Origin of the sequence: Flavobacterium piscis (assembly GCF_031457575.1) — a bacterium.
Lineage (GTDB): Bacteria > Bacteroidota > Bacteroidia > Flavobacteriales > Flavobacteriaceae > Flavobacterium > Flavobacterium piscis_A.
Genome location: NZ_JAVDWQ010000019.1, coordinates 70,794 through 84,537, shown reverse-complemented (window position 1 = coordinate 84,537; position 13,744 = coordinate 70,794). Strand labels below are relative to the sequence as shown.

The 13,744-nt window shown below is 33.9% G+C and carries 10 protein-coding genes; 7 read left to right on the top strand and 3 right to left on the bottom strand.

All coding sequences use genetic code 11. The annotated features are described in order from the left end of the window. Positions 1–57: 57 nt before the first annotated feature. Together J2W48_RS20245 and dnaK are read right to left on the bottom strand one after the other, a co-directional pair. Positions 58–735 carry an IS1 family transposase gene (locus J2W48_RS20245; RefSeq protein ID WP_310283639.1) on the bottom strand — a complete coding sequence of 226 codons (678 nt, stop codon included), beginning with the start codon at positions 733–735 and terminating at the stop codon, positions 58–60. Positions 736–1,103: 368 nt separating this feature from the next. Then, entirely contained in the window at positions 1,104–2,987 is a 1,884-nt protein-coding gene (gene dnaK / locus J2W48_RS20240; RefSeq protein WP_173966835.1) for a molecular chaperone DnaK, read from the bottom strand. Between the two features lie 429 nt (positions 2,988–3,416). On the opposite strand from dnaK, the gene J2W48_RS20235 reads away from it, so the two are divergent. Both J2W48_RS20235 and J2W48_RS20230 read left to right on the top strand, forming a co-directional pair. Further along, positions 3,417–5,000 (top strand): T9SS type A sorting domain-containing protein, encoded by a 1,584-nt coding sequence (locus J2W48_RS20235; protein ID WP_310283638.1) that lies wholly within the window; start codon positions 3,417–3,419, stop codon positions 4,998–5,000. 410 nt (positions 5,001–5,410) lie between these two features. Beyond that, positions 5,411–5,848 (top strand): acyl-CoA thioesterase, encoded by a 438-nt coding sequence (locus J2W48_RS20230; RefSeq protein WP_310283636.1) that lies wholly within the window; start codon positions 5,411–5,413, stop codon positions 5,846–5,848. Between the two features lie 94 nt (positions 5,849–5,942). Here the strand turns inward: J2W48_RS20230 and J2W48_RS20225 are convergent, their stop codons facing one another. Next, positions 5,943–8,939, bottom strand: coding sequence for a LamG-like jellyroll fold domain-containing protein (locus J2W48_RS20225; protein ID WP_310283635.1), 2,997 nt, complete (start codon positions 8,937–8,939; stop codon positions 5,943–5,945). Positions 8,940–9,249: 310 nt separating this feature from the next. Between J2W48_RS20225 and J2W48_RS20220 the strand changes: the two genes are divergently transcribed. The 5 genes from J2W48_RS20220 (at position 9,250) to J2W48_RS20200 (ending at position 13,739) form a co-directional block, all read left to right on the top strand. Beyond that, positions 9,250–10,092, top strand: coding sequence for a maleylpyruvate isomerase N-terminal domain-containing protein (locus J2W48_RS20220; RefSeq protein WP_310283633.1), 843 nt, complete (start codon positions 9,250–9,252; stop codon positions 10,090–10,092). Positions 10,093–10,194: 102 nt separating this feature from the next. Beyond that, positions 10,195–11,187, top strand: a complete 993-nt coding sequence (locus J2W48_RS20215; protein ID WP_310283631.1) for an alpha/beta fold hydrolase — start codon at positions 10,195–10,197, stop codon at positions 11,185–11,187. A 24-nt stretch (positions 11,188–11,211) separates the two neighbouring features. Further along, the gene (locus J2W48_RS20210; protein ID WP_310283630.1) at positions 11,212–11,601 is read left to right on the top strand and encodes a DUF1398 domain-containing protein; all 390 of its coding nucleotides are present in this window, start codon (positions 11,212–11,214) and stop codon (positions 11,599–11,601) included. A gap of 21 nt (positions 11,602–11,622) precedes the next feature. Continuing rightward, positions 11,623–12,480, top strand: a complete 858-nt coding sequence (locus tag J2W48_RS20205; protein WP_310283627.1) for a sulfurtransferase — start codon at positions 11,623–11,625, stop codon at positions 12,478–12,480. A 17-nt stretch (positions 12,481–12,497) separates the two neighbouring features. Next, positions 12,498–13,739, top strand: a complete 1,242-nt coding sequence (locus J2W48_RS20200) for an ATP-binding cassette domain-containing protein (protein ID WP_310283624.1) — start codon at positions 12,498–12,500, stop codon at positions 13,737–13,739. Positions 13,740–13,744: the final 5 nt, after the last annotated feature.

The window sequence follows — 13,744 nt, the reverse complement described above, 5'->3', positions numbered from 1 at the left end:
GGAAAATTGGTTCGAGTCCCGTTAAGTTTTTAAACCCATAAAACAATTGACTAACACTCAAAACCAAAAGTAAATCTTTAAAATGGCAATCAAAACTACCAAACTTTTACTATAACATATCGTTCTTCGATTTAGTCTTTTAAGATGAGTTCTGAGTGTCAAATTTTTCCTCTCAATATGATTTGTACCAAAACGCTTTACAGAATGCAGTTCCTCATCAATCAGATATCTGTAGTTTTTTAATCTGTCGGTAAATATCTTTTTAGCTTCTGATAATTTTAAAGTATCCAGAACATGGCTTAATGTTTTATTGGTTCTTCTGCCGACATTAAAACTGACAACATTTTTAGAATTCTTTTCTAGAGCATAAACCAACCAGATAAAATTTCTTTTGTGTCTGATATATGTACACATTTCATCAACCTCATAAGTTTTTCCTTTACTGATAATAGGCTGATTAATAGTTTTAGCAATTGATACAATTCTTTTCAATAATGTTGTAGTTGAAATTTTTAATATTCTTGCGGTACTTCTTATTCCCAAACCTTCTTTTGTGAATTGAATAATATTTTTATTCATATCTAGCTTATAAGCTTGATAAGCATAATTTTCAACTCTGGTTTTCCTGCACAGCTTACAAATATATCTCTGAACGCCAGACTTTGTTTTTCCATATTTTATCATGTTTCTAATTTCACCAACACATCTGATACACCAAGTCTGGTTTGAACCCATTTTTTTCGATTTAAGACGTTATAAAACAAAAAAACAACCCGAAGGTTGTTTTAATTTTTACTGCTATAATACTATAAATAGTTAATTATCTATAAATGTTAGATAGAATAATTGACCACCAACACATCTGATACTTTACCCATTGTTTATTTATTCTTTTCATCGTCTTTGTCTCCTCATTAAGGTACCATAAGTATACATAAGTGCCACTTTGTCTCCTTTTAAGTGCCGGTACAAATATGGTACAAATATATGGCAAAAAATGATTAAAAAACAGCGGAAACAAAAAAGAATAAAAAAGAAAAACCGCTGTAAACATTTCGTTTACAGCGGTTTAATACTTATTATTAACTGATGTTAATCAGTAATTATTTGACTTCTTCAAATTCAACGTCTTCAACATTGTCACCTTGCGATTGCTCTTGTTGAGGAGCTGCTTGTTGGCCTTGTTCACCTTGAGCATACATAGCTTCTGTAGCTGTTTTCCAGGCTGCATTGATGTTGTCAAGAGCGGTTTGAATAGCTGGAATGTCTTGAGATTGGTGAGCCATTCTCAATTCAGTTAAAGCGTATTCTACAGCAACTTTGTGGTCATCAGCTAATTTGCTTCCTAACTCTTTCAATTGACTTTCTGTTTGGAAAATCATGCTGTCAGCTTCGTTTAGTTTCTCAGCTCTTTCTTTAGCTATTTTATCAGCGTCAGCGTTAGCTTCAGCATCTTTTTTCATTTTTTCAATTTCTTCAGCTGTTAATCCGGAAGAAGCTTCGATACGGATATCGTGAGATTTTCCAGTTCCTTTATCAGTTGCAGAAACTTTGATGATACCATTCGCATCGATATCAAAAGTAACCTCGATTTGAGGAACTCCTCTTGGTGCTGGTGGAATACCATCTAAGTGAAAACGACCGATAGTTTTGTTATCAGCAGCCATCGCTCTTTCTCCTTGCAATACATGAATTTCAACAGATGGTTGAGAATCAGCAGCAGTAGAGAAAACTTGTGATTTTTTAGTTGGAATAGTTGTGTTAGACTCAATTAATTTAGTCAATACACCACCCATAGTTTCGATACCTAAAGATAAAGGAGTAACGTCAAGTAACAATACATCTTTTACATCTCCGGATAAAACTCCACCCTGAATAGCTGCTCCAATAGCAACAACCTCATCAGGATTAACTCCTTTAGACGCTTTTTTACCAAAGAATTTCTCCACTTCGTCAGCAATTCTTGGCATTCTTGTAGAACCTCCAACAAGGATTACTTCGTCAATATCAGATGTAGATAAACCTGCATCTTTTAATGCTTTAGCAACTGGCTCCATAGAACGTTTAACTAAAGAATCAGTCAATTGCTCAAATTTAGCTCTTGATAATTTTTTAACTAAGTGTTTTGGTCCTGAAGCAGTAGCTGTAACGTATGGCAAGTTGATTTCAGTTTCTGAAGAAGAAGACAATTCAATTTTTGCTTTCTCTGCAGCTTCTTTCAAACGTTGCAATGACATTGGGTCAAGACGTAAATCAATACCTTCCTCAGCTAAAAACTCATTCGCTAACCAGTCAATAATCTCGTGGTCAAAATCATCTCCACCTAAGTGAGTATCACCGTTTGTAGACAATACTTCGAATACACCATCTCCTAATTCAAGAACAGAGATATCAAAAGTACCTCCACCTAAATCGTAAACAGCAATTTTTTGATCAGTTCCTTTTTTATCCAATCCGTAAGCAAGTGCAGCAGCAGTTGGCTCATTGATGATACGCATAACTTTAAGACCCGCAATTTCACCAGCTTCTTTAGTCGCCTGACGTTGTGCATCATTAAAGTAAGCAGGAACAGTAATAACCGCTTCAGTTACAGTTTGACCTAAATAGTCCTCAGCAGTTTTTTTCATTTTTTGAAGAGTCATTGCTGACAATTCCTGAGCAGTATATAAACGACCATCAATATCCACACGTGGCGTATTGTTGTCACCTTTTACTACTTTATAAGATACTCTTTTTGCTTCACTTGTAGTTTCAGCAAAAGTGTGTCCCATAAAACGTTTAATAGAAGCAATCGTTTTTGTAGGATTCGTTACCGCTTGTCTTTTTGCAGGATCACCTACTTTAATTTCTCCACCTTCAACAAAAGCGATGATAGATGGCGTTGTTCTTTTTCCTTCTGCGTTAGGAATAACAACTGCTTCGTTACCTTCCATTACAGAAACACAAGAGTTCGTCGTACCTAAGTCAATTCCGATTATTTTACCCATTTTTTATATATTTAATTTTGATATACATTTTATAACTCAGGTGGCATAAGTCAATCTTTGTGCCAATATAAAAAACCAAAGTAAATTGTCAGTTTTAATATTGGCACGACATTAATCATCTGACAACATGACATTTTTGGAGACTGACATTCGTGGCATATCAGTACTTTACGTGTCATTATCAGGAGCTGTTTCCTGCTATACATTACAATCTTTTATGGCGAACACCGCCACAAAAGGATTCTTAAATTAGTTTTTTCTGTGAATTTTAATAAATTCCTTAATAAAACAAATATTTCGAAAATTATAAAATTTATGTTTAAATCTATTTTTATAATTTCAATAAATATTTTTTAATTAAAGTTAAAATATATTGTTGAAAAATCTTATTTTTATAAAAAAATTAATACTAATTTTAATAAATAAATTATGAAAAGAGTTATACTCCAAGTTCTTCTTATTATTTTTACTTTTACAAATTTGGTTAACTCCCAGATAATAGTAGGAATGTATAATGTTAAGATTAACAATTCACCTATTGAAAATTGCAGTACAATAGCATTAGGGAATAATACCTCCGTGACAGTGACTTTTACTTTAAGAGTTACAAAACCATCTTCATCAACAGATGTTGGATCTTTTGCACAATTTAAAATCTTTTTGAAAAAAAACAGTTCCGCTACTCCTGTTGAAATTAATGGGATATTAGTTAACAACTCTGCTTTTTCAGGTGGAACAACATGGGAGGGGACATTTAGCCAAACAATATTAGCTTCAAGTATTGACGTTACTGGGAGCAATTTTTATGGGGAATACATTCATTCTTCAGGCAATTCTCCTGCAAAAACTTGTACCTACAAACTAACCAAGAATCCGTCTCCTACATTTGAACTTAGCCCTACATCACAATTAATTGGATGTGCCCCAAACTCAAGCTATAGTTTTACTGTTAATAATGTTTATAATTCTCCAGGAACTTTGTCATATAAGTGGTATGTTGGCTATGGTTGGAGTAGAAATGGTACTCCTGTCCCTGGAAACACAAGCTTTACAACAACTGAAAATTACATATACTTAGAACCTACAAATTATACAACCGTACCTTCAGGCGTTACAGTAGTTCCAGTACTAAATGGTGTAGATCAACCTTCAAAAACTTGTTCGACAGCAAGGCTTGGTTTTAGTCCTTCCTTACTAACAATTAGTGGCAGTCCTGGAATATGTTATCAATCACCATCAGCAACTTATAATATTCCAAATCTAAACAATAATGAGCTCACCGTCAGCTGGAGTTCATCTAATAACTCAATTGCAACTGTTACAAATTCAGGCAATCAGGCAATCGTGATTCCAGTTTCAAAAGGTATTTTTACATTAACAGGATTAGTAGCAAACTCTTGTGGACAAACTTTTGCAATAACAAAAGTTATAAGAATTGTTGACTATCCTTATTTACACTATACCGGAGAAAGAGTTGAACGATATGTTTATAATTATAACGCTGTAGATCTATACAATGACTACTCTAGTTATACTTGGGAATTTGTTTCAAGTACTGGTAGTGTCGATTTTTACAGTGTGGGTGGATACGCAAATTTTACTGCATACCCTCCTTTTTCAATAACAATGAAATTAAAAGCAACAAACTCTTGTGGAACAAATGAGCAACTTGTTTCTCAATGGCTAAACAATGAAGATGAAGAAATAAGCAGAGTTGCTGATCCTGGGGTAAAAATTACAAATGAGGATACAATAAATAGTTCAAACTTTGAAATATATCCGAATCCTGCAAATAATATTGTGAACATAAAATTAAAAAACAAGAACTCAAACGCTAGAATAGACTCAGAAATCCAAGCTCGATTATATGATCTACACGGAACTCAAAAAAGAGAAATTAAAATTAAGGATGAAGTTACTTCGATAAATGTTCAAGGATTAGAAAAAGGGATATACATTTTAAAAATAAATGATAATGGTAAAGAAGAAAGTAATAAAATCTTAATCAATTAAATTTTGTATCATTATTCGAAATAAATTTAACTTTTCTTTTAAAGAAAAGTATTTACATATGCCCACTCTAAAAAAAAAGCAAAACAAATTTATTAAATAATCAAACAGTTGCAAGTACGTTCTTGCAACTGTTTGATTATTTAATTCCGAAGTTACTCTTTTCTTAATATACAATTGACTTCAAATACACATATATAGACTCTAAATTATTACAATAATTAGATATACAAGATCTAAACTGGAATAAAATATTTCACTTTAGTTTAAAAATTAAAAAGACAATTTCAATATCAATAGTTCTATTTTCTAATAAACTGTTTGTTTTTATTTGTAATTTCGATTTCCTGAAAATAACTGTTTTTCCAACCTGATAAAAACAGTCTGAATAATATTAAAATTACAACTATAAAATGGCATCATTTATTAAAGAAATATCCTTCCGCTGGTCAGATCTCGACCCTAACTTTCATGTTCGTCACAGTGCTTATTATGATTTTGGCGCACAGCATCGTATCGAGATCCTTGAACAGTTAGGCTTAACATTGAGAGTAATGCAGACTCAGGGTTTTGGGCCTGTTTTATTTAGAGAAGAATGTGTTTTCAGAAAAGAATTAAAGCTTTCGGATAAAATATTCATCCACACCAAAACATCAAAAATGAAAGCCGACGCGTCCCGCTGGTCAATCATTCACGAATTTAGAAGAGAAGACGATACGCTTTGTGCTGTTATTACGGTGGATGGCGCCTGGATGGATACCAAACTTAGAAAGCTCGCTTCACCAACTCCTGAAATTGCACTAGAAGCTTTGAGCACTTTTCCAAAAAGTGATGATTTTATCGGACTTTAAAATAAAGACTCTTCATAAATTATAAAAACCGTTGCAAATTAATGTAACGGTTTTTTTTATTATAACCTTTTCAGGACTAGACACTTAATAGTTCTTATTCTGCCACAATTTTAAAATTGCTGTTTAAGTTTTCCCCGGAAACATTTAATAAATAAAGTCCTGATATTTTTTTGTTTGCAATTTTCAGGGTAAAGACTCCATTTCCATCAGAGGTAATCTTTTCATTCATAATTATTTTCCCTGTTACATCACTCAAAGTAACTGAAACAAACGATTGGTTGTAATCTGGAATAGCAATGAAAATTTGATCCTTTACAGGATTAGGATATACAATAATATTATTTTTATTTTGGTTGAATTTTTCATTGTTCAATAATGCTTCATTGTATAGGGACAACACTTCTGGTACAGTCAATGCAAAATTAAACATTTTAAGCTCGTCAAATAACCCTTTATATGGTGCAGGAGCATTAGTAGCTACCTTAAACTCCAACTCACCAATATTACCAATTACGAAATCACTTGCCTCACCAATACCCGTAACTGCTGTTTCATCAAGCTCAGCAGAAAAAACACCATTGGTATAAATCCTTATTTTATGGGCAATAACATCTCTCATGATAATTACATTTACCCACTCATCAGTAAAAAATTTAGCAGCAGGTGTCGTTACTTCCCTTTTTGTTACATCATCATCTATGGCAAAACGCAAAGCCCCTCCTTTAATTTCAACGTTAAAACGTTTACCAGTTGCGCCAGTTATGGCATTTTTTGTAATTGATCCTTTACATAAAACATATAAACTCGTTGCCGAAGAACTGGGCAGTAAACCAGGAGCGGCTTTCATCCAGAAAGAAATCGTAAAAGAATTTTTATCAAACAATAAATAATCCTGATTTGGAATACTCGCCAGATACATACTGCTCGATGATGTCGTTAAATCTAAAGCATTGTTCTGTTTTCCTGCTACTCTAACATTTGCATTATCATAAGCAACATCTAATACGCCATGATTGGCATAATTAGTAAGATCAGTAATTTGTTCACCTTCCAATGCTGCTTCTTTAAATGGCCAATGACCAACAAGGCTTGGTGTCAGAGCACGGAAACTCCATATATCTCCTGTTGCAGTTCCTTTTGTATTGGTAGCATCAATTCTCCAATAATAATTAGTTGCCGGACTTAAACCAGTAAGCTGATGAGACACACTTGCAGAATAAGCAATATCAGTTAACTTAGTTAAGCTTCCTGAATCAGTACCAAAGTATACCGAATAAGTTACTGTATTTGAACTACCACTCCATTTCAATGTTAAATTACCATTTGTCAGCTCTGCATTATTAAATCCTGTAGCAGGAATTGGTGCAGTCGCTTTAGTGGGTGCTGACGGAATTGGCGGTGTAGTTATTGATGCGGTTTCGTATACTGATGACTCGGTGCTGTTTGTTGCTTTAACCCGATAATAATATTTAGTATTTGGAAGCAATTCGGCGTCGTTATAGGTTGTAACATTGACACCAAGCGTAACAATCTCTGTATAATCAGTGCCATTTACTGAACGCTCTACTACATAATTATCTTCATTTACAGCACCGTCAATCCAATTAATGGTTAAAGAACTGGATGGCGGAACTTCTATTGAGATAACATTAGTGAAATTTATATTTGATGGCGGAATAACAAAATCTGTTGGCGTTTGATTCGTTAGTCCGTTAATATACACTTCAATATTCAGATAAGGTGCATTTGACGTACTTATTGCTAAAGCATCAGCAGTATTCTTGTCTAACCCATTAGCATCTTCCCACTCATCTGGCATACCGTCATTATCTGTATCTAAAGGAGCCGGAGCACCATAAACATGCCCTGCACCTCCGTTAATGAAACCAAACTTGGCGGTTAAATCATTTTGAACATACACATAAGTAGCTGTTGTACCTTTAGACATCAAATCTGAAATCATTAAATTATCTACCTGGTCGCGTCTTGGGTACGAAGCTCCAACACCTGATACAATTTTATCATATGCATCCTCAGCAGTAAGCGTTGTATTTTTCATCGGATAATCATATGGTGTTGACAGAATTGATGCTGCATCTTCGGTAGGGTATCCTGTTAAATCTGCCGGTACCAGAGTACCATTCAATATACCATCCTTATTATTATCAAAATAATTGCCTGAACCGTATAAAAAGAAATTAGCATTTCCTCTGTTAAAAGGTGTAGAAACCGAGCTGCTGGTATTAGGCCCTCCAATAAAATAATTATTGATAATATTTACATCAGAATTTCCGGCAGAATCCCCACCCATAATATAAGCGTCTCCTGATTCAGTATGTCCGTACGTATTTCCGTAGTTACCCCAATTATAAACGACATTGTTTACAAACTCATTAATTCCCTTTATTTTATTGTTACGGGTTTTATTACAGATGTATAAATTTCCAATCAGACTTATTTTCCCGCCTGAAGGCTGAATAAGTCCGCCGGCCGAGTGGTTGTGGCGATGTAACCCCTGACCAATAATCGAATTCTGAATTGTTATATTGTCGGGACTCAAACCTTTACTATCCCAGTTGATAGAGAAAACCTCATCTGTACCCCAGGTAAAAGTCATATGGTCGAAAATCATGTTCGCCCCATTTGACAATCCTGAAGCATCCTGATTTTGGGCCGTTCCTCCATATCGAATACGTAGATATCGCGCTATAGTATTACTTGCTCCTGAAAATGTTACTCTTGGTCCTAAAAACACAATACCTTCTCCTGTAGCCGTTTGTCCGGCAATAGTTGTATTAGGCGACACCACTACCTGAGTAAGCAAATTAACAATTCCGCCTACTTTAAATATTACAAATCTTCCTTGCTGGCTTACAGCATCCCGAAATGAACCCGGTCCGCTATCATTTAAATTCGTTACTAAATAAATCTGAGGATTTGCAGCACCTCTTGCACCTGTAGTAAATCTGCCAAATCCGGTTGCTTCCGGAAATGCTAATGTTTGGGCATTTACATTATCAAAACAGGTAATTAACCCACAAATCATAAAAAACTTAAGCGCATGCTTAAATGTTGGTTTTTTTTTTTTCATACAAATTGGTTATAAGATAGTTATAACCGAATTTAATCATAAGATAAAAAGAGACCGTCCTGTCCTATCCTGTTTTATCTTATTAAATATCAATACATTACTATTTACATAGCTATACCCGTATTTTTTTTAGCCAGACAATTGAAATGCAAAAAATTAACTATTTAATTTAATTACATATATTTTTCAACACTAAACTTCTGATTTTCACAATATCAAATCAGAAAGAATCCCAGTTCAACGGATTTCAAATTGTTACAAAACTTTGTAAATTAGCTTTGTCAAACTGAGTTTAATTAAAAGCCATAGAATGTATTCTCAAGAAACCATCCCCATAAAAACTTTACACTTATTTCCTGTTCTGGATGAATTGTTAATTGACCTTTTGAAATCATTAACTGAAGAAGAATGGAATGCGCAGACTGTAGCAAAAAAATGGAAAGTAAAAGATATAGCTTCTCATTTACTGGATGGAAACTTAAGGGGTTTATCTATTTCCAGAGATCAATATTTTGGAGAAAAACCTGAAAATATTAATTCTTACATAGATTTGGTTAATCTCTTAAATCAATTGAATATGACGTGGACCAATGCCACAAAAAGACTTAGTCCGAATGTTATAATTAATTTATTAGAAATTACAGGTAAGCAGTATTCCGAACATTTGCAAACATTAAATCCTTTTGAAAATACCCTCTTTTCAGTGGCCTGGGCCGGCGAAGAGACATCACTAAACTGGTTTCATATTGCCCGCGAATACACTGAGAAATTTTTACATCAACAGCAAATTAGGAATGCCGTTGGAAAACAAGCTCTTTTAACGAAAACATTGTTTTATCCTTTTATTGATACTTTCATGCAGGCTTTGCCTCATGCCTATAAAAATATAAAAGCACAAAATCATACGATTGTAACCGTAATTGTAAATACAGAAATTGGCGGGCAATGGAGTATTATTAAAAAAGAAGATTATTGGGAATTTACTACATCTTTTGATACAGAACCAACTGCAACCCTAAAAATTAATCCTGATGAAGCATGGCTTTTATTTTCTAAAGGGATAACGTCTGATGAAGCAAAAGAAAAAGTCGAAATTACTGGAGATAAAGAACTTGCAAAAGCAGCATTGAATATTATAGCTGTTATGGCATAATTTTATCTTATTCCCACTTTTTGATAACTTTAAGACTTTAATTTTTGCATTAAAAATGTATTGCGGTAAATTTATAATTCTCAACCGTAAAATATCCTTTGAATGAAAACTATAAAACTCATATTCTTATTATTACCGCTATTTTGCTTTTCGCAAGAGCAAAAAATAAAGCAACTGGACATCAATCTGACTAATTACCAATATCCCTTTCCTGTGCAATTTTTCGAATTGAGCAATCAGCGCCAATCCTTACAAATGGCGTATATGGATATTAAACCAAACAATTACACCAATAAAAATATTGTTTTGCTTCACGGTAAAAATTTTAATGGGGCGTATTGGGAAACCACTATCAAATCCTTAACAAAAGAAGGGTTCCGTGTCATCGTTCCTGACCAGATAGGTTTCGGAAAGTCCTCAAAACCTGATAATTTTCAATATACATTCCAGCAATTTGCCGAGAATACCAAAAAATTACTGGATCATTTGGGGATCGAAAAAACAACTGTTTTAGGACATTCGATGGGTGGAATGTTAGCCACAAGATTTACGTTAATGTATCCTGAAACTGCCGAAAAATTAGTTTTGGAAAACCCAATTGGTTTGGAAGACTGGAAATTGGTTGTTCCGTATAAATCCGTTGATTGGTGGTTGGAATCTGAATTGAAACAAAACTACAAAGCCATCAAAAAATATCAAACAGAAAATTATTACGACGGAAAATGGAATGCGGATTACCAAAAATGGGCAGAACTTGGAGCCGGATGGACCACTGCTCCAAATTATAACATTGTTGCATGGAATTCTGCTTTGATGTACGATATGATTTTTACTCAGCCTGTTTTATATGAATTTAAAAATATCAAAAGCCCAACACTTTTAATCATTGGAACAAGGGACAAAACGGCAATTGGAAAACAATTAGTCTCCGAAGAAGTCAAAAAAACAATGGGAAACTATGCTGAATTAGGTAAAAAAACACAAAAGGCAATTCCGAATTCTAAACTGGTAGAAATCCCAAATACCGGACATTTACCGCATATTGAATCTTTCGATCAATTTATAAAACCATTAATCGTATTTTTGAAGCAATAAAAGTAAAACCTTAAATCAAATTTTATGTTTACAATAGAACAAATAAAAGAAGCGCATGCAAAAGTAAAAAGTGGTGCTGATTTTCCAAATTATATACAGGACCTGATTATTTTGGGTGTAAAAGGCTATGACACTTTTGTAAATGACGGGCATGTAGAATACTATGGAGTAAATAATTACAGTGTCATTTCTGATGAAAAATATCCTGAAATAAAAATTGAAGATACAGCCAACAAAGAACGTTTTATAGAATTTCTGGTAGCTCATCAGGATGGTCAGACCGATTATATTACTTTTTGCAAACAATCAGGTCAATGCGGAATTGCGAAATGGCGTGTTGATATTATTGAAATGACATGTACTTATTTTGACAAATCAGGTGTTGAAATTTTGATTGAAAAAATTCCCGGCTAAATTATAATAAAATTTATTTAGATGTCACAACATTGTTCCCCAATTATTAATTCTAAAGAATTAGCAGAACTAAAAAAAACTTCCGAAATTATATTAATTGATGCGAGAGCAGGAATTAATGCAGAAGAAAATTATAAAGAGGCACATTTAAAAGGTGCTCGTTACATCGACTTAAATCGTGATTTAGCAACTGTTGAAGATGATCCTGAAAAAGGCGGCAGGCATCCTTTGCCATCTTTGGAAAAATTTTCTGAAGTACTTTCAAAAATAGGAATTGCACCAAAAAGCCATGTCATTATTTACGATGACAAAAATGGTTCAAATGCTGCATCAAGATTTTGGTGGATGCTAAAAGCTGTTGGGCACGAAAAAGTACAGGTTTTAAACGGAGGCTTACAAGCGGCGATAAAAATCGGATTTCCTTTAAGTTCAGAAACAGAAACATTTGAAGCAACCAATATTTATCCAATTTCTGAATGGAAGCTGGCAACTGCGAATATAGAAGAAGTAGAAATAGCCCGAAATAATAGCAACAAAATTGTAATCGATGTAAGGGACAAAAATCGTTTTGACGGCTTAACAGAACCACTGGATTTAATTTCCGGTCATATTCCGGGCGCAATTAATGTTCCATTTAGCGAAAACTTACAAGAAGATGGCCTTTTTAAATCTTCCGGAAATTTAGCTGAAAAATATGCGAAAGTTTTAAAAAACATACCATCAGAAAACATTATTGTCCATTGCGGTTCAGGAGTTACGGCTTGTCATACCCTATTAGCCATGGATTACGCAGGAATTCCTATTCCGAAACTGTATGTCGGATCCTGGAGCGAATGGTCGCGTAATAATCGTCAAATGGCAACCAAAGAAAAAAACTAAAATTTTAAAATAAACAAATGCAGCATTGGGATATTCTTTTATCAAATCTGGTAAATAAAAAAGCCTTTATTGACACTCTGCTTTCGGGTCAGGCGCAAGGAAAATTAGCCGTCTTTAACAATCAAAAAGGGATTTTGTTTTCAGACATTTCTATCGAAAAATTCATCGAAAAAGAATATCAATACGATAGTATCGAAGCTGCTCCTGAATCTCACAGACAATTGCGTACCTTTTCATCAGGCGAACGCAAAAAAGAGTTTTTAAAATACTGTATCAATCAAAACCCTGATTTTATCATTTTTGATAATCCATTCGATCATTTAGATCAGGCTTCTCGTGTTGAATTAGCTCTTTCGTTAAAAAAACTTACTAGTACTGTTGCCATTATCCAATTGGTAAATCGTACAACGGACGTGCTTGATTTCGTTCCGAATAAAGTTCAGATTAAAGACAATACATTTGAATTATATCCAATTTCGAAAACCCAAAATCATTTTAAAACTTTAAATGCATCGTCAATTCCAAAAGCTTTAGAACAACATACCTTCCACGAAAGTGTATTAATTAAACTGGAAAATGTTTCTGTTAGTTATGATGATCGAAAAATCCTGAACAACATCAACTGGACGATCCAAAAAGGTGAATTCTGGCAATTAATTGGTCCAAATGGTTCCGGAAAAAGCACCATTTTGTCTTTAATTACAGGTGATAATCCAAAAGGGTTTGGGCAGGATTTATTTTTATTCGGAAGAAAAAAAGGAAGCGGCGAAAGCGTTTGGGATATCAAAAAACAAATCGGAATCTTTGCAACGGTAATGACCGATTTATTTCAAAAAAGCCACACTTTGGAAGAAATGATTCTTTCAGGTTTTTTTGATTCTATCGGATTATATATGGAGCCAACAACTCTACAAAAACAAGTCGTTTCGCAATGGCTGGAAGTTATTGAAATGACATCTTTAAGAAAAAAACGCTTTATTGATCTTTCAATCGGGCAGCAAAGAGTCGCTTTAATTGTTAGAGCAGTTTTAAAACATCCTCCTTTATTAATTCTGGATGAACCTGTAGAAGGGCTTGATGATGAAAATGTAAATTTGGTCATTCAGCTTATCAATACTATAAAGCAAGAAACAAACGTCAGTATTGTATATGTTTCGCACCGTATAGAACAAGGCCTTGCCCCTACCTCTGTTTTCGAATTAATTCCCTCACCAACCGGATCAACTGGAAAGATAAAGTACCATTCAGAATTAAATTAAAAGTG